Raw genomic sequence first — 19738 nt, 5'->3', positions numbered from 1 at the left:
ATGACACAGTTCGATAACCTGGCCCTGGTTCAGCGCTTTATCCGTTTGCCGCTCGCCCAGCGTCAGGCCTTTTTGCAAAAGCTGCACAGCAAGAACATGAGCTTCGCCGCGCTGCCGATTCCGCCGATGCGCGACGAGTTCGAAACCATTGGCCTGTCCTATGCCCAAGAGCGCCAATGGTTTCTCTGGCAACTGGACCCGGACAGCGCGGCGTACCATGTGCCGACTGCTTTGCGCTTGCACGGCACCCTTGATTTGCCGGCCTTGCAGCGCAGTTTCGATGCGCTGCTGGAACGCCATGAAGTGTTGCGCACCGTGTTTGTTGATGGCGCGGACGGCCCGATGCAAGTGGCGCAAGCGCATCTGAGCCTGCCGATCACCCCGGTGGTGCTGGACGCGACCCCGGACGACGTCGCGCTCAAAGCGCTGATCGACGCTGAGATCGCCCAGCTCTTTGATTTGCAGCGCGGGCCGTTGCTGCGGATCAAACTGCTGCAACTGGCGGCGGACGATCACGTGTTGGTGCTGACTCAACACCACATCATTTCCGATGGCGCGTCGGCGCAGATCATGGTCGGTGACCTGGTCAAACTCTATGCCGGTTTCAGCGCCGATCAGGCGACAAACCTGACGCCGCTGCCGATCCAGTACGCCGACTATTCGATCTGGCAGCGCCAGTGGATGGAGGCCGGCGAGTTGTCGCGGCAACTGGCCTACTGGACCGGTCGCCTGGGCGATGGCGGTTCGGTGTTGCCATTGCCGACTGATCGCGCGCGCCCGGCGGTGCAGAGCCATCGCGGTGCGCGGTTGGACCTGAGCGTACCCGCTGACCTCAGCGAACGGCTCAAGCAACTGGCCCAACGCGAAGGCCTGACGCTGTTTATGGTCTTGCTCGCCTCGTTCCAGGCTTTGCTGCATCGCTACAGCGGCCAGTCGGACATTCGCGTTGGCGTGCCGGTGGCCAACCGCAACCGCACCGAAACCGAAGGCTTGATCGGCTTCTTCGTCAACACTCAGGTGCTCGACGCCCAGATTCACGGAACCACGCCGTTTACCGAGTTACTGGCCCAGGTCAAACAGGCTTCGCTCGGCGCCCAGGCGCATCAGGATTTGCCTTTCGAGCAACTGGTGCAGGCCCTGGCTCCAGAGCGGCACCTGAGCCACAGTCCACTGTTTCAGGTGATGTTCAACCACCAGAACGGCGGCGCGGCGCAGGCGCTGCAACTGCCGGGGTTGCGGGTTGAAAGCCTGGATTGGAGCTCGCATACGGCGCAGTTCGATTTGACGTTGGACACGCATGAAGCTGACGGCGAACTGACGGCAACGCTGACTTACGCTACCGATTTGTTCGATGCGACCACCGTGCAGCGTATGGCCGGCCACTGGCTGAACCTGCTGCAAGGCATCGTCGCCAACCCGCAACAGCGTATCGGTGAATTGCCGTTGCTGGATGCGGCTGAGCAGCAAGCGATCCTCAAGGACTGGAATCCATCGACTCAGGCCTTCCCGAACGAGGCGTGCGCGCATCAACTGATTGCCGAGCAGGCACGTTTGCATCCTGATGCGATTGCCGTGCGTTTCAACCAGCAAACCCTCACTTACGCGCAGCTCAACAGCCGTGCCAACCGGTTGGCTCATCAGTTGATCGAGCAGGGCGTTGGTCCGGATGTGCTGGTCGGTTTGGCCGCCGAGCGTGGTCTGGAAATGGTGGTCGGCCTGTTGGCGATCCTCAAGGCGGGCGGCGCCTACGTGCCGCTGGACCCGACCTATCCGCAGGATCGTCTGGCCTACATGATCGAGGACAGCGGTATTCAACTGCTGCTGACTCAGGCGTCGTTGTTGAGCCAACTGCCGGTGCCGTCGAGTGTTCAAGCGTTGATGCTGGAGACCGATGTCAGCGGTTACGCCGACAGCGATCCGCACGTGGCGATGCACTCGTCGAACCTCGCTTACGTGATCTACACCTCCGGTTCCACCGGCAAACCGAAAGGCACGTTGCTGCCGCACCACAACATCCTGCGCCTGTTCGAAGCCACCGAACCATGGTTCGGGTTTGGCCCTTCAGATGTCTGGAGCCTGTTCCATTCCTACGCGTTCGACTTCTCCGTGTGGGAGATTTTCGGTGCGTTGCTGCACGGCGGCGAACTGCTGATCGTGCCCTACGACGTCAGCCGTTCCCCGCAAGACTTCCACGCGCTGCTATGCGACGCCGGGGTCACGGTGTTGAACCAGACGCCGTCGGCGTTCAAGCAATTGATGCACGTCGCTTGCGCCGATCAACGCGCCAACGCATTGCGCTACGTGGTGTTTGGCGGTGAAGCGTTGGACGTGAAATCCCTGCGTCCATGGTTCGAACGCTTCGGCGATCAAGCCCCGCAACTGATCAACATGTACGGCATCACCGAAACCACGGTGCACGTGACTTACCGTCCACTGTCCCTGGTCGATCTGGAACTGGAAGCCAGCAGCCCAATCGGCGAGCCCATTACCGACCTGTCCTGGTACTTGCTCGACGGCGACCTGAACCCGGTACCGAAAGGCTGCATCGGCGAGTTATACGTCGGCCGCGCCGGCCTGGCTCGCGGTTATCTCAATCGCGGCGACCTGACCGCGCTGCGCTTTATCCCCGATCCGTTCGGCGAGAGCGGGGCGCGGTTGTACCGCACCGGCGACCTGGCGCAGTACCGCAACGACGGCGTGATCGAATACGTCGGTCGTATCGACCACCAGGTAAAAATCCGTGGTTTCCGCATTGAACTCGGCGAAATCGAAGCTCGACTGAATGCGTTGGACGCCGTGCGCGAAGCGGTGGTGCTGGCTCAGGAAGGCCCAAGCGGCCAGCAACTGGTCGGATACGTAATCGCGCATCAAACCAGCGACAACGAAGCCAATCTGCGCGACAACCTCAAGACCCAACTCAAAGCTGACCTGCCGGATTACATGGTGCCAACGCACCTGCTGTTCCTCGACCAATGGCCGCTGACCGCCAACGGCAAGCTCGACCGCAAAGCCCTGCCGCAACCCGACGCAAGCCAAGTGCAGCAAGACTACGTCGCCCCGCACAGCGAACTGGAACAACAGATCGCCACGATCTGGCAAGACGTGTTGAAACTGGAACGCGTGGGCCTGACCGACAACTTCTTCGAACTCGGCGGCCATTCGCTGCTGGCCACGCAAATGGTCTCGCGCATTCGCCAGACCCTCGGCCTGAACCTGCAATTGCGTCAGTTGTTCGAAAACGCCAGCCTCAAGGCCTGCGTTGCGGCGCTGGAGCAAACCCAGGTCAGCCGCCCAGTCGCCATTGCGCGGGTGTCTCGCGATGAGCCGTTGGCTTTGTCGTACGCCCAGCAACGCCAGTGGTTCCTCTGGCAGATGGAGCCTTTGAGCGCGGCGTATCACATTCCGGCGGCGCTGCGGATTCACGGCGCCCTCGACCTTGCAGCCCTGCAACGCAGTTTCAGCGCGCTGGTGCAACGTCATGAAAGCCTGCGCACCACCTTCGTCCAGATCGATGATCGGGCGTTCCAGGTGATTCATGCGGATCTGGCGCCGACCGTGGTGCCCGAGATTTTGCCTGAGGCGACCGGCAACAATAACGGCCCAGATCCGCGCGTTCGTTGAACGGCAGATGCAACAGCCGTTCGACCTGAAAAATGGCCCACTGCTGCGGGTTGGCCTGCTGCGCATCGCCGCTGACGAACATGTGCTGGTGCTGACTCAGCACCACATCGTTTCCGATGGCTGGTCGATGCAGTTGCTGGTGCAGGAACTGATTCAGCGTTATGCCGATTACAGCGAAGGTCGTGAGGTTGAGCTGGCGGCGTTGCCCATTCAATACGCCGACTACGCCGTGTGGCAGCGTCAGTGGATGGAGGCCGGCGAGCGCGAGCGGCAACTGGCGTACTGGACCGGTGTGCTCGACGGTGACCAGCCGCTGCTGGAATTGCCCTCCGACCGTCCGCGTCCGGCGCAACAGAGTTTTGCCGGCGCACGCCTGGCCATCGACCTGCCGCCGGCGTTGGGCAAGCAGTTGCTGCAGCTGGCCCAGCGCGAAGGCGGCACGTTGTTCATGCTGCTGCTGGCGTCGTTCCAGACCTTGCTGCATCGCTACAGTGGTCAGTCGGACATTCGCGTTGGCGTGCCGATTGCCAACCGTAACCGGGTCGAGACTGAAGGGTTGATTGGCTTCTTCGTCAACACTCAGGTGCTCAAGGCCGAGGTCAATCCGCAGCAGCGCTTCAGCGAGTTGCTGGCTGAGGTCAAACACGCAGCCTTGGGCGCCGAGGCGCACCAGGATCTGCCGTTTGAACAACTGGTCGAAGCGCTGCGCCCTGAGCGTAACTTGAGTCATAGCCCGCTGTTCCAGGTGTTATATAACCACCAGAACGCCGGGCGTCAGGCTGTGCCGTCATTGTCCGGACTGACCATCGAAACGCAGGATTGGGACAGCCACACCGCGCAGTTCGATCTGACGCTGGACACTCTGGAAGCCGACGGTGAAATCACTGCTGCACTGACTTATGCCACCGACCTGTTTGACGCCTCTACCGTGCAGCGCATGGCTGCGCATTGGCTGAACCTGCTGCAAGGCATCGTCGCCAACCCGCAACAGCGCATCGGCGAATTGCCGTTGCTCGACTCGGCTGAGCAGCAGGCGATTCTCAAAGACTGGAATCCGTCGACTCAGGCGTTCCCGAACGAGGCGTGCGCGCATCAGTTGATTGCCGAGCAGGCGCGCCGTAGTCCTGATGCAGTTGCCGTGCGGTTCAACCAGCAAACCCTCACTTACGCGCAGCTCAACAGCCGTGCCAACCGGTTGGCTCATCAGTTGATCGAGCAGGGCGTTGGTCCGGATGTGCTGGTCGGTTTGGCCGCCGAGCGTGGTCTGGTAATGGTGGTCGGCCTGTTGGCGATCCTCAAGGCTGGCGGCGCCTACGTGCCGCTGGACCCGACCTATCCGCAGGATCGTCTGGCCTACATGATCGAGGACAGCGGCATTCAACTGCTGCTGACTCAGGCGTCGTTGTTAAGCCAATTGCCGGTGCCGTCGAGTGTTCAAGCGTTGATGCTGGAGACCGATGTCAGCGGTAACGCCGACAGCGATCCGCACGTGTCGATGCACTCGTCGAACCTCGCTTACGTGATCTACACCTCCGGCTCCACCGGTAAACCGAAAGGCACGTTGCTGCCGCACCACAACATCCTGCGTCTGTTCGAAGCCACCGAGCCATGGTTCGGGTTCGGCCCGCAAGACGTCTGGAGCCTGTTCCATTCCTACGCTTTCGACTTCTCCGTGTGGGAGATTTTCGGCGCGCTGCTGCACGGTGGCGAACTGCTGATCGTGCCCTACGACGTCAGCCGTTCCCCGCAAGACTTCCACGCGCTGCTATGCGACGCCGGGGTCACGGTGTTGAACCAGACGCCGTCGGCGTTCAAGCAATTGATGCACGTCGCTTGCGCCGATCAACGCGCCAACGCATTGCGCTACGTGGTGTTTGGCGGTGAAGCGTTGGACGTGAAATCCCTGCGTCCATGGTTCGAACGCTTCGGCGATCAAGCCCCGCAACTGATCAACATGTACGGCATCACCGAAACCACGGTGCACGTGACTTACCGTCCACTGTCCCTGGTCGATCTGGAACTGGAAGCCAGCAGCCCAATCGGCGAGCCCATTACCGACCTGTCCTGGTACTTGCTCGACGGCGACCTGAACCCGGTACCGAAAGGCTGCATCGGCGAGTTATACGTCGGCCGCGCCGGCCTGGCTCGCGGTTACCTCAATCGCGGCGACCTGACCGCGCTGCGCTTTATCCCCGATCCGTTCGGCGAGAGCGGGGCGCGGTTGTACCGCACCGGCGACCTGGCGCAGTACCGCAACGACGGCGTGATCGAATACGTCGGTCGTATCGACCACCAGGTAAAAATCCGTGGTTTCCGCATCGAACTCGGCGAAATCGAAGCACGACTGAATATGTTGGATGCCGTGCGCGAAGCCGTGGTGCTGGCCCAGGAAGGCCCGAGCGGCCAGCAACTGGTCGGCTACGTGATCACGCATCAAACCACCGACAACGAAGCGACCCTGCGCGACAACCTCAAGACCCAACTCAAGGCCGACCTGCCGGATTACATGGTGCCAACGCACCTGCTGTTCCTCGACCATTGGCCACTGACCGCCAACGGAAAACTCGACCGCAAGGCCCTGCCGCAACCCGACGTAAGCCAAGTGCAGCAAGACTACGTCGCCCCGCAAAGCGAACTGGAACAACAGATCGCCGCAATCTGGCAGGACGTGCTGAAACTGGAGCGCGTGGGCCTGACCGACAACTTCTTCGAGCTGGGCGGCGACTCGATCATCTCCATCCAGGTGGTCAGCCGCGCGCGGCAGGCCGGGATTCGATTCAGCCCGAAAGATCTGTTCCAGCACCAGACCGTCCAGGCATTGGCGACCGTGGCCCAAGTCGGCGGCGAAGGGCTGATCATCGACCAAACCCCGGTTCAAGGCCCGGCGCTGTTGTTGCCGATCCAGCAAGCGTTCTTCACCGATGCGATCCCCGAGCGTCATCACTACAACCAATCGGTGCTGCTGAAAGCGGCCCGCCCGATGCAACCGGCACTGGTTGAACAGGCGTTGCAGGCGTTGGTGCTGCATCACGATGCATTGCGTTTGTCCTTTTCCGAAACTTCGGAAGGTTGGCAGGCCAATCACCGCGATGTCCTGGCGCAAAACAGCCTGCTCTGGACCACCGACGTGGCCGACGCCGAGGCACTGGAAGTCCTGGCCAATCAGGCCCAACGCAGCCTGAACCTGCAAGACGGCCCGCTGTTGCGCGGTGTGCTGGCGACGATGAACGATGGCAGCCAGCGGTTGCTGCTGGTGATCCATCACCTGGCGGTGGACGGCGTGTCGTGGCGGACTCTGCTCGAAGACCTGCAGAACGCTTACCAGCAATTACAGGACGGCAAGGCCCTGAGCCTGCCGGCCAAGACCAGTGCCTTCAAGGACTGGAGTCAGCACTTGCAGCGTTACGCCCACAGCCCGGCGTTGCAGCAGGAACTGACGTACTGGCAAGCCTGTTTGAGCGATGTCAGCACCGATCTGCCGTGCAAACGCGTGGACGCCGGGCAGCAGAATCGTCTGGCGCTCAACGTTCACACTCAGCTCAATCAGGAACTGACCCGGAAATTGCTGCAAGAAGCCCCGGCGGCCTATCGCACTCAGGTCAACGACCTGTTGCTGACCGCGTTGGCGCGGGTGATTGTCCGTTGGACCGGCCTGGCCTCGACGCTGATTCAACTCGAAGGCCATGGCCGCGAAGAGCTGTTCGACGGCGTTGACCTGACCCGCACCGTCGGTTGGTTCACCAGCCTGTTCCCGGTCCGGCTGACTCCGGCCGATGCACTGAGCGACTCGATCAAACAGGTCAAGGAACAACTGCGTTCGATCCCGCACAAAGGCATCGGCTTCGGCGCCTTGCGTTATCTGGGCGATGAGCAAGCGCAGCAATCGTTGCGCGTCTTGCCAAGCCCACGGATCACCTTCAACTACCTCGGCCAGTTCGACGGTAGCTTCGACAAGGACGACGCGGCGCTGTTTGCTCCTGCGTCAGAGAGCTCCGGCCTGGACCAAAGCCCCGATGCACCGATGGGCAACTGGCTTTCCCTCAATGGCCAGGTTTATGGCGGTCAACTGACGATCGGCTGGACCTTCAGCAGCGAACGTTTCGACACCGCGACCATTGAACGCCTGGCCGAGGATTACGCCAAAGAACTGGCAGCGCTGATCGCTCACTGCGTGACGCCGGGCGTCCAGGGCCTGACGCCGTCGGACTTCCCGCTGGCCGGCCTGACTCAAGTACAACTCGACAGCGTGCCGGTGGCGCCGCAGCAGATTGCCGACATCTACCCGCTGTCGCCGATGCAGCAAGGCATGCTGTTCCATTCGCTCTACGAGCAGCAGGGCGGCGACTACATCAACCAGATGTGCGTGGACATCGAAGGCCTCAATGTCGAGCGCTTCCGCGAGGCCTGGCAAGCGGCGATGGACGCCCACGATGTGCTGCGCAGCAGTTTTGTCTGGGACGGTGAATTCAAGCGTCCGTTGCAGGTGATCCACAAGCAACTGAACGTGCCGTTCACTTTCCACGATTGGCGCTCTCACAGCGATGTCGCCCAAGCACTCAATGAACTGGCGACCACCCAGCGCCAACAGGGCTTTGACCTTGCCAACGCACCGTTGCTGAACCTGACCGTGGTGCAAATTGCCGCCGAGCGTTATCACCTGATCTACACCAGCCATCACATCCTGATGGACGGCTGGAGCAACTCGCAGCTGTTGGGCGAAGTGCTGCAACGCTACAGCGGCGAGCTGCCGTCGAACACGGCGGGGCGTTATCGCGACTACATCGAGTGGCTGGCGAAGCAGGACGCGCAGGTCACCGAAGGTTTCTGGAAAGGCCAATTGGCGTCCTTTGAGGAACCGACAAGGCTGGCCAAAGCGCTGGTCTGGACCGGCAGCGAAGCAAGCAACGCGACTCAGGGCGAACACTTCCTGGAGTTGGACCTGACGCAAACTGCCGGGCTCAATGGGTTTGCGCGGGAACAGAAAGTCACCCTCAACACGCTGGTGCAAGCCGCGTGGCTGCTGCTGTTGCAACGCTACACCGGGCTCGACACGGTCAGCTTCGGCGCTACGGTGTCCGGGCGTCCGGCGCAGTTGGCGGGCGTCGAGCAACAGATCGGTTTGTTCATCAACACCTTGCCGGTAATCGCCAGCCCGGGTGCCGAGCAGCCGCTGTCGCAGTGGTTGCAGCAAGTGCAGGCGCAAAACCTGGCACTGCGCGAGCAGGAACATACGCCGCTGTTCGACATCCAGCGTTGGGCCGGGCAGGGCGGTGAAGCGCTGTTCGACAACATCCTGGTGTTCGAGAACTACCCGATCTCCGAAGCCCTGCAACAGGGCGCAACCCAAGAGCTGCGTTTCGGTGAAGTCGGCAACTTCGAACAGACCAACTACCCGCTGACCCTGGCGGTCAACCTGGGTGAAGAGCTGTCGCTGCAACTGAGTTACGACCGTCAGCAGTTCGATTTTGCTGCGATTGAACAACTGGCCGCGCACCTTGCGCACCTGCTGTTGCAAATGGTCGAGGCACCGGCCGCCAGTTGCGTTGGCGATCTGGCGTTGGTCGCAAAAGCGGTTCGCGAGCCGCTGGTGTTGCCGGTGGATGAGGTGTGCGTGCAGCGCTTGTTTGAACGGCAAGCCGAGCGCACGCCGCACGCCTTGGCGCTGATCTTCAACGAGCAACACCTCAGCTACGCGCAGCTCAATGCCCAGGCCAACCAATTGGCTCGCGTGCTGTTGCAACACGGCGTCGGCCCGGAGGCCTTGGTCGGCATCGCGGTCGAGCGTTCGACGCAGATGATCATCAGCCTGCTGGCGGTGCTCAAGGCTGGCGGCGCCTACGTGCCGCTGGACCCGGAATATCCGGCCGAGCGCCTCGGCGCGATGATCGAAGACAGTGGCCTGCGGGTGTTGTTGACCCAAAGCCATCTGGCGGCAGCATTGCCACGTGCGGCGTGCGTGACGGTCCTGAGCCTGGATCAGCTGGATTACCCTACTCAGACCGACAACCTGCCCGAGCGCAGCGGCCCGCAGAACCTTGCGTATGTGATGTTCACCTCGGGCTCCACCGGGCGCCCGAAAGGCGTCGGCATCACCCACTCGGCGCTGACCCGTCACGCCCAGGTTGCGCTGGAATTCCTCGGTCTCACACCGCAGGACCGTTCGCTGCAATTTGCCACGTTCAACTTCGATGCTTTTGTCGAGCAGCTTTACCCGGCGCTGATTTGCGGTGCCTCGGTGGTGCTGCGCGGGCCGGACATCTGGGACAGCGAGACCTGGTATCGCGAATTGCTCGACAAGCAATTCAGCGTCAGCGACCTGACCACCGCCTACTGGAACATGTTGGCCAAGGACTTTGCTGCCGCTGGCAATCGCGACTACGGCGTGTTGCGCCAGGTGATCGTCGGTGGCGAAGCCATGCCGCCGGAAGGCGTCGCCGCGTGGGGCAAGGCTGGCCTGGCTCATGTGCGTTTGCTCAACACCTACGGCCCGACCGAAACCACGGTCAGCGCCACGGTGCTCGATTGCAGCGACTACGTGTCGGGGCGCAGCGCGTTGCCGGTGACCATGCCGATTGGCCAGGCGTTGGGCGGCCGGGCAATTCATGTGCTCGATACCCAGGGCCAACCGGCGCCGGTCGGGGTGGTCGGTGAACTGGTGATTGGCGGTGAGCTGCTGGCTCGCGGTTACTTCCAGCGTCCGGAATTGACCGCCGAGCGCTTCATTCCTGATCCGTTCGATCCACTGGGCGGTGGCCGCATGTACCGCACCGGCGACCTGGCGCGCTACCGCGCCGACGGGGTGATTGAGTACGTCGGGCGTCTGGATCATCAAGTGAAGATTCGCGGTTTCCGCATCGAACTCGGTGAAATCGAAACCCATCTGTTGCAGATTCCTGCGGTGCGTCAGGCCCTGGTGGTCGCGCAACCGGGCGCCATCGGTCAGCAATTGGTCGCCTACGTGGTGTTCGACGACCCGGCGCAAGCCAACGCCGATGCCTCGACGCTGGCGGCGTTGCGCGATGATATCAAGGCGCGACTGAAAGCGACCTTGCCGAATTACATGGTGCCAACCCAGGTGATGTTCCTCGAACGCCTGCCGCTGAGCCCGAACGGCAAGATCGATCGCAAGGCTTTGCCGAGCATCGATGTTAGCCTCGCGGCGCTGGATTTTGTCGCGCCTGAAGGTGAACTCGAACAGCAAATTGCAGCGGTTTGGCAGGACGTGCTGGAGCTGGATCAGGTGGGCCGCGACGATCACTTCTTCGAACTGGGCGGGCATTCGCTGCTCGCGACTCAAGTGGTTTCGCGTCTGCGCAAACTCACGGCGTGCACCCTGAGCCTGCGTGATCTGTTCAGCCATCCGCGCCTCAAGGACCTGGCGGCATGGATGACGCAGCAGCAAGGCACAGCGGCGTCTGGCGGCCATGGCGTGGTGCTCAAGGCCCACGGCACGCAGCACAGTGCACCGTTGTCGCTGGTGCAACGGCGCTTGTGGATCGCCGAGCAATTGTCCGGCGGCACGGCGGCTTATGGCATGCCGATGGCCCTGCGTTTGCGCGGTGAGTTGTCGGTCGAGCGCTTGATCAGCAGCTTCGCCGAGGTGGTCCGCCGCCACGAAGTGCTGCGCACCGCGTATACCCAGGACGATGAAGGCGATCCGATTGCCATGATCGCCGAACAGGTCGAACTGGATTTCCCGGTGATCGATTTGTCCGGCCTGTCACGCAGCGCCCAGGAAGAATGGGTGGCGCAAGCGGCGCTGGAGAACGCCCGGACGCCGATTGATATGGAACACGCGCCGCTGTTACGTGGCCGGACCCTGCACCTGGGGCCGACCGAGCACGTGATGCTTTACGCCATGCACCACATCATTTCCGACGGCTGGTCGATGGGCGTTTTGGTCAACGAACTGGTGCAGATTTACGACCGCAGCAAGGTCGGTGATTTGACCCCGCTGCCAGCGCTGGAGGTGCAGTATTCCGACTTCGCGATTTGGCAGCAGGAGCTTGAGCAACAAGGGGTTCTGGCACGCCAGGCCGAGTACTGGAAAACGCGATTGGCCGGCTACAACGGGCAGTTGTCGTTGCCGTTGGATAAGCCACGAGGCCTGACGCCGTCCTATGAGGGCGATGCGGTGCAATTCCAGCTCGACACGACGCTGAGCGCTGCGTTGCGTCAACTGTCCAGGGACGCCGGCGTCACGCTGTACAGCACGCTGCTGGCGTCATTCCAGGTGTTGTTGCATCAGGTCAGTGGCGGTGCGGATGTGCTGGTCGGTGCCGACGTAGCCGGGCGTGAGCAGCCGGAACTGGAGCGCTTGATCGGCTTCTTCGTAAACGTCTTGCCGCTACGTTCGCAGTTTGATGCCGGCACGCCGTTCGCCAAATTCCTCGCCCAGACCCAGGAAACCTTGCTCAGTGCCATGGAGCATCAGGACCTGCCGTTCGACATGATCGTCGACGCCTCGGGCGTGCCGCGCCACAAGGGTATGAACCCGTTGGTGCAGGTATTGTTCGTGATGAACAACCTGCCGGGACGCACCCAGGCCATGGGCGGTTTGAGCGTCGAATCGCTGCCGGCGCTGGACACCCATTCTAAATTCGACATGGCGTTGTTCGTTGACGATGAAGAAGGGCAATTGCTGGGTAATTGGCAATTCGCCACAAGCGTGTTCGGACACGAGCGCATTCAGCACTTGGTCAAGGCCTGGATAGCCCTGTTGGAACAGATCGTCGCTGTTCAGGACATTCAATTGGGAGCTATCAGCATGCCAGTCGACAATTTAGCGGTGGCCACCAAGCCTGCCGTCCCCGGACCGAAGGCCGACAAACTCGGCAAGTTCCTCAAACGCGGTGTGGCCTCGGCGGCCAAGGCCCGGCCAGCGCCGATGCGCGAGTCGTTGATCGCCGCGCCACAGCCGTTCCCGCTGCTGCTGGAACCGAACGAGCCGCACTTGGACTTGATCGAGTGGATCAACCACAACCGGCCGCTGATCGAAGCAAAACTGGCGACCCATGCCGGGATTCTATTCCGCGGTTTCGAGCTCGACGGCATTCAGGGTTTCGAGGCCTTCGCCGAAGCGATCCAGCCGGGACTTTACGGTCAGTACGGCGACCTGCCGAAGAAGGAGGGCGGCAAGAACACCTACCGCTCCACGCCGTACCCGGAACGCAAGATGATCCTGTTCCACAACGAGAGCTCCCATCAGGACCGCTGGCCGCGCAAGCAGATGTTCTATTGCGAGCAAGCCGCGCCAGTCGGCGGGGCAACGCCGGTGGTGGATTGCCGGTTGATGTACGAAAAACTGCCGGCGGACCTGCGTGACAAGTTCGAAGAAAAGGGCCTGCTCTACGTGCGCACCTTCACCGACAACCTCGACGTGTCGTGGCAGCACTTCTTCAAGACCAAAGACCGCGCCGAAGTCGAGGCCCGTTGCCGCGCCGGTGGTATCGAATGGCGCTGGCTCGACAACAACGAATTGCAAACCCGCACCCCAGGGCCGGCGATCATTCGTCACCCGGTGACCGGCGCCAAATCGTTCTTCAACCAAGTGCAACTGCACCACATCTACTGGCTGGAGCCGGATGTGCGCGAAGACCTGCTGTCGATGTTTGGCCTGGACCGCATGCCGCGCCATGTGTTTTACGGCGACGGCACCCCGATCGAAGACGAGGTGATGCAACGCATCGGCGACTTGTACGAAGAATGCGCGGTGCGCTTCGACTGGCAAAAAGGCGACGCCATCCTGCTGGACAACATGCTGGTGGCCCACGCCCGTGATCCGTTCGAAGGCCCACGCAAAATTGTCGTGGCAATGGGTGACATGTTCGACCGCAGTGCACTTGAACGCGCACTGAACACCGAGGAAACCGGAGCATGAACGAGGTATCGATGGACCAGCAGGACCTGGGTTACGCCTTGACGCCCGAGCAGCAGTTGTTGATTGAACAACTGCCCAAGGCCCCGGCCTGCGCGGATGCGCTGCGTTTTCTCGAGGTCGAGATCAGCGGCGCCCTCGATCCGCAGCGGGTGCAACTGGCGCTCGATACCTTGCTGGCGCAGCAGCCGATGCTGGTGGCGCGACTCGGTAAGGCGGCGGGTTTTCATGGCCTTCGACAGTTCGTCGGGGGCGCCGAGCGCTTCCCGCTGACCGTGCAGACTCGGGTCGAAACGCCGGCCGATATTCAGGCGCAACTCACCGAATGGGCGGAACGTTCTTTCGATATCGCTGAGTCCGAGGGCGCGCAAGCGGTGCTTTATCGCCTGGCCGACGAGCGCTGGAAACTGGTGTTGGGCCTGGCCCGGCACAGCCTCGACGAAAGCGCCGTGCGGTTGCTGTTTCAGCAATTACCGAGCGCCTACGAGCTGCAGGCGACGGCGGACGATGAAGAGCCCGGTGAATTCACCCAGTACCTGGAATGGCGCAGTGAAGTGGTGCTCGACGAAGACGCGGCCAGCGCTCGCGCCTACTGGCAGCAACATCTGCAAGGGGCTGAGGCTGAGCTGAGCACGCCGTGGCTGGTTTATCGCAACGCGAATCCTGCGTCGTCGGCCACGGCCTCGCTGACGGTTTGCGTCGAACCCGGTTTGCAGCGGTTGGCCAGTGCTCTGGAACAACCGCCGAGCGTAGTGCTGCAAGCCGCCTGGTGGTTGCTGCTTGGGCGACTGAGCGGACACGAGCAGGTGCTGGTCGGCGTGCGGCATGACAGCCGCGACGATTACGAATACTTCGGCGACGCCTTGGGCGTGTTCGAGAAAACCCTGCCGCTGAACCTTTCGCTGCCGGCGAATACCACGTTCAGTTCGTGGGCGGTTGAGCTGACGGCGCGTCTGGATGAACACCGTACCTGGCAGGAATACTGGTCGCCTGAACTGGCTCCGGCGGCCGCTCGCCCGGCCTACGGTTTTGCCGTCCGCCGGGCGACGCAGGTCGAGACATCCGCGAATCTGCAATGGACGCCGGTTGCGCGTCCGCTGGCGCGGGAAGCGCTGTTTGAGCTGATGCTTGAACTGGAAACGGACGAATCGGGCAACCCGCAGGCGTTCCATCTGCACTACGCAGCGTCCCGTTACTCAGTTCAGGCGATTGAAGGGTTGCTGGCGCAGTTGCGCGTCTTGCTCGAAAACATCGTCACCAATCCTCACGCCGAACTCGGCCAATTGAGCTTGCTGGGTGCCGCGGAACTGCAGCGTCTGCTGGCAATCAACCCGCCAGCGCAAGTATTGGTCGATGGCTGGTTCCTGCCGCAACGGATTGCCGATTGGGCCCGGACCACGCCGGATGCCATCGCCCTGACCGACGGCGATCAACGCCTGAGCTACGGGCAGTTGCAGGCGAACGTCGAGGCGTTGGCCCAGGCACTGAAAGCCCAAGGCCTGGCCGCAGGCGCGGTTGTCGCGCTGGCCTTGCCGCGCTCGGCGGACCTGGTGGTCGCGATGCTGGCAGCCTGGCGGATCGGTGCAGCGTATCTTCCGCTGGATGCGCAATGGCCGCAGGCCCGTCAGGCGTTGATGCTGGAACAGGCCGGCGCCGCGTTGCTGCTGGTCGACGCCCGGAACATCGCTCAATGGCACGATCATCCGTTGCCCTTGGCGACGGTGGAGCGAGTGCTGCAATCGGCCCCGGCTGCCGGGTCGGCCATCGAACTCGCTACGCAGGGTGGAGACGCCGCCTACGTGCTGTTCACCTCCGGTTCGACCGGTGTGCCGAAAGGCGTAGTGATCGAGCACGGCCAATTGCTCAACTACACCGCCCACGTCAGCCAGGCCTTGGCGCTGGAACAGTGCAAACAGTTCGGCTTCACCTCCACGGTGGCGGCGGACTTGGGCAACACCGCGCTGTTCGGCGCACTGTTCAACGGCGCGACCCTGCACGTGGCCAGCGATGAGCAGATGCAGGATGGCAACCTGTTTGCCGACTTCGTGCAACAGCGGGCGATTGATTGCCTGAAGATCGTCCCGTCGCACCTCGCCGCGTTGCTCGAAAGCGAGCGCGCGCAACTGCCGCGCACGCTGATTCTCGGTGGCGAACCGATTGCTCCGGCGCTGGTACAACGCATCGCTCGCCTGCGCAGCGATTGCCGAGTGTTCAACCACTACGGCCCGACCGAGGCTACGGTGGGCGTGCTGGTTCATCCGTTGTCGCTGAATACCGAGGTGCCGGATGCCGCCGTTCTGAGCCAAGTGCTGGGCAACAATCAGGTGTTTGTCCTCGACGACAACCTGCAACTGGCGCCGGTCGGCGTGCTGGGCGAGTTGTACCTCGGTGGCGCGCAGGTGTGCCGTGGCTACGTCAATGTCGAAGCCGATTCTCAGGTGTTTATCCAGAGCCCGTTCAACCCTGAAGAGCGGCTGTACCGAACCGGCGACCTGGCCCGCTATCGTCCGGATCTGGCGATTCAACTGCACGGTCGTCGGGATCAGCAAATCAAGGTGCGCGGTTTCCGCATCGAACTGGCCGAGGTCGAGGCTGAATTGCTGCGTTTGCCTCAAGTTGCTCAGGCACTGGTGTTGCCGGGTCAAGAGGGGATGCTGGCGTTCATCGTCCCGCATCAAACACCTTCGGCCACTGTGCTCGACGAGATTCGCGACGAACTGGCCTTACGCCTGCCCAGCGTGATGCTGCCGCAGCACCTGCAATGGCTCGACAGCTTCCCGCGACTGGCCAACGGCAAAGTCGACCGCAAAGCCTTGCAGCAACTCGCGGCAGCCAAGACTGACGACGAGGGCATGGCACCCCGCGATGCCCTTGAGCAATTGCTGGCTGCACGCATGGCGCAATTGCTCGGCGTTGAACGGCTGGGTATCGACCGCGACTTTTTCGCTGCCGGTGGCCATTCCTTGCTGGTGATCAAACTGGTGGCCGGGATTCGCAAGCTGTTGCAGTGCGAAATCCAGCCGGGCGTGGTGTTTGATCACCCGACCGTGGCGGGTCTGGCGGTGGCGTTGAGATCCGGGGAAAGCAGTCCCGGTCAACTGGAGAGAATCGCTCAGGCGCGGTTACGCCTGGACAACATGAGCCCCGAAGAAAAAGCCTTGCTCACCGAAAAGGCCCGGCAACTGCAAAACGCCAAGGCTGCACAAAACGGCTGACACCCGTTTAGTCCTGTGGGAGCGGGCTTGCTCGCGAAGAGGGAGTGTCAGACAAATCATTGTTGCCTGACACACCGCTTTCGCGAGCAAGCCCGCTCCCACAGGGGATTTGTACCGTTTTCAAGTTATTCGCGGAAAAAAGGCCGATGTCCAAAGCGTCGGCCTTTTTTTGAGATTTGGCGTTAATGATAAATAAACTCATTCCGGTTTTGGTCCGGTGCTGCGTCTTACTAACGTAAGCAGGCAAATAGAGCCGGGCAGGGTAGCCACTGGGTTCGGTTTTTCCTTGATGTAGAAGAATTTTTACCGCTGCCCGGACCAACGATCGAGCCCGGGGAGGGGCCGGTCACCGACTTTTGCGGGAGCGAAGCGGTTCACAGGTCCAGGCAGCGTCAGGGCACTCGCTGGCCCATTGGTCTTATCCACTTCAACCAATAATAGAGAGCACGATGTCAGCAATTCATGAGTTGAAACCTCTGTTCAAGGCCTTGGTCATTGCCCGAACCCTGCGCTCGCGTCGCTCGTTGGCCGGTTTGAGCATGGCCTGTCTGCTGCCGCTCAGCGCGCAGGTGTGCGCTGAAGAATTCACCCTCAATATTGCGGCCCAGCCTTTGCCTCAGGCCCTGCAGGCGTTTGGCGCGCAGACCAATCAACAGGTGATCTACAACGCCGACGATATGGCCGGCCTGCGCAGCACCCGTGTCAGCGGCAAATTGAGTAGCGAAGCGGCGATTACCCAACTGCTGAAGGGCACGGGCGTGCGCTACAGCTTTGAAGGCAACACGCTGATGCTGGTGCGCGGCAGTTCGACCGAAGGCCTGGAATTGGGCGCGACGACCATCAACGCGCAACAGTTGGGCACCACCACCGAAGGCACCAATTCCTACACCACCGGTGCCGTGACCATTGGCAAAGGTGAGCAGAAACTCAAGGACATCCCGCAGTCGGTCAGCGTCCTGACCCGCAAGCGCATGGACGACCAGAACATCACCACCCTGACCCAGGCGCTGGAAGCCACGCCGGGCATGAGTTCGATCAAGACTCCGGGGCCGGGCATGTTCATCTATGCCCGCGGTTTTGATATCGAGTCGTTGCAGTACGACGGCGTGCCCGTGCCGCGCAACATGTACTCGCTGGGCAGCTACATCACCGAGAACATGGCGATCTACGACCGCATGGAAATCCTCCGTGGTTCGTCGGCCCTGCTGCAAGGCGCGAACAGCCCTGGCGGCGCGATCAACATGGTGCGCAAGCGTCCGCAAGACGTGCCGACCGTGACCCTGAGCGCCAAGGCCGGTAGCTGGGACCGTTACGCGTCCCAGGCCGATGTCGGCGGCCCGTTGAACGATGAAGGCACCATCCGCGGTCGTGCGGTGGTCAACTACGAAACCGGTAAATCGTTCACCGACTACGTGTCGAACTGGGAACAAACCGTCTACGGCGCCCTCGATTTCGACTTGAGCCCGGACACCGTGCTCGGCGTCGGCTTCAGCAACAAGACCAGCCATTCCACGCCTTACCTGATCGGCCTGCCACGCTACGCTGACGGCACCGCGCTGAACCTGGGGCGTTCTGCCTACGGCGGCTCGAGCTGGAACCGTGGCTTCAATAACCAGACCTCCGTTTACCTGGACCTGGAGCATCACTTCAACGACAACTGGAAAATCAAGGCCACCGCCCTGGCCATGAACGAGTCGAACGAATCGACCTACCAGTTCATCACTGGTGCCGTGACGCCGGGCACCTCCACCGGCCCGCAGTACGCCGATTACTCCACTGACTTCTACAACAAGAACCGTGGTTTTGACGTGTACGTGAATGGCGACTTCGAAGCGCTGTCGTTCAAGCAAAGTGTGATGTTCGGTGGCAACTATTCCAAGTACACCTCCGACGACCAATACGCGCGTGCCTTTACGCCGGGCGTTGATATCGACGACATCGACCACCATCGGCCGCAACAAAGCTTCAACTCGATTGCCGACGTCGCCAATCTGACGACCAGTACCTATGACGTGCGCCAGAAAGGCCTCTACGGCACCTGGCGCGTCAAACTAGCCGACCCGCTGACCCTGACGCTGGGCGCGCGGTCGACCTGGTATCAATACGAGTACGACGCCGAAAACTCCTTTGCCCGCGTCGTGGACCCGACCGCCGCGGTCAACAGCACCACCCGGCACAACGGCAAGATCACCCCATACGCCGGCCTGGTGTATGCGCTGAACGAACAGTGGTCGGCCTACGGCAGCTACGCCGACGTCTACATCCCGCAAACGGATATGGACAAGCAACACGTGGTACTCAAGCCGATCGAAGGCCACAACTATGAACTCGGCCTCAAAGGCGAGTTGATGGATGGCCAGCTCAACACCTCGTTCGCGATCTTCCGTGCCGAGCAGAAAAACCGCGCGGTCACCGACCTGAGCACCGACATCGAAAGCAGCGAAGCCTGCGGCGGCTGGTACTGCTCCAAGGCATCGGGCAAGGTCCGCAGCCAGGGCTTCGAAGCGGAAGTCGGCGGTGAAGTGGCGCCAGGCTTGCAACTGTCTGGCAGCTACACCTACAACACCACCAAGTTCCTGGAAGACACCGACCTCAAAGGCAAAGTCTTCAGCACCTGGACCCCGAAACACATGGCGCGCCTGTGGGCCGACTACCGCTTGCCGGGTGACTTCCACAAAGTCAGCGTCGGTGGCGGCGTCAACGCTCAGACCAGCACCATCAGCTTCGACCGCAACTTCAACCAACCGGGCTTCGCCATTTGGGCCTCCCGCGTCGGCTACGACCTGAACGACGAAGTGAACCTGGCGGTGAACTTCAACAACATCTTCGACAAGAAGTACTTCATCCCGTCCTACAGTCAGATCGGCGCCAACAACTACTACGGCGACCCGCGCAACATGATGTTCAGCGTGACGTACAAGCCGCAGTTCTGATAAGCGCTGTGTAAGTGGTAACGAGCCCGACCCGCAGATTGCGGGTCGGGTTTTTTATGGCCTGAAAAAATGTCGCCCAATGTCACTCATTC

At 61.6% G+C, this 19738-nt stretch carries 4 protein-coding genes; all 4 read left to right on the top strand.

From position 1 onward, the window contains the following. The 4 genes from RHM58_RS34260 to RHM58_RS31965 all read left to right on the top strand — a co-directional run bounded on the left by RHM58_RS34260 (position 1) and on the right by RHM58_RS31965 (position 19646). A complete protein-coding gene (locus RHM58_RS34260) occupies positions 1 to 3621 on the top strand; it encodes an amino acid adenylation domain-containing protein (RefSeq protein ID WP_416195285.1) in 3621 nt (1206 codons plus the stop codon). 7 nt (positions 3622 to 3628) lie between these two features. Next, complete coding sequence (locus tag RHM58_RS31975; protein ID WP_416195284.1) at positions 3629 to 13501, top strand: amino acid adenylation domain-containing protein; 9873 nt, start codon at positions 3629 to 3631, stop codon at positions 13499 to 13501. Continuing rightward, positions 13498 to 16713: a non-ribosomal peptide synthetase gene (locus RHM58_RS31970; protein ID WP_322269173.1), complete on the top strand. Its 3216-nt coding sequence runs from the start codon at positions 13498 to 13500 to the stop codon at positions 16711 to 16713. The genes RHM58_RS31975 and RHM58_RS31970 overlap by 4 nt, the downstream gene beginning before the upstream one ends. Positions 16714 to 17162: 449 nt before the next feature. Next, the gene (locus RHM58_RS31965; protein WP_322269172.1) at positions 17163 to 19646 is read left to right on the top strand and encodes a TonB-dependent siderophore receptor; all 2484 of its coding nucleotides are present in this window, start codon (positions 17163 to 17165) and stop codon (positions 19644 to 19646) included. Positions 19647 to 19738 lie beyond the last annotated feature (92 nt).

This window comes from Pseudomonas sp. 10S4 (assembly GCF_034344865.1).
Classification (GTDB): Bacteria; Pseudomonadota; Gammaproteobacteria; order Pseudomonadales; family Pseudomonadaceae; genus Aquipseudomonas.
Note: the sequence above shows the minus strand (reverse complement) of the source record. Positions and strands in the feature narration are given on the sequence as shown.

Bases quoted from the DNA above. Each gene is read 5' to 3' on its own strand.
- RHM58_RS34260 (WP_416195285.1), top strand. From the start codon at position 1: ATGACACAGTTCGATAACCTGGCCCTGGTTCAGCGCTTTATCCGTTTG.
- RHM58_RS31975 (WP_416195284.1), top strand. From the start codon at position 3,629: ATGCAACAGCCGTTCGACCTGAAAAATGGCCCACTGCTGCGGGTTGGC.
- RHM58_RS31970 (WP_322269173.1), top strand. From the start codon at position 13,498: ATGAACGAGGTATCGATGGACCAGCAGGACCTGGGTTACGCCTTGACG.
- RHM58_RS31965 (WP_322269172.1), top strand. From the start codon at position 17,163: ATGTCAGCAATTCATGAGTTGAAACCTCTGTTCAAGGCCTTGGTCATT.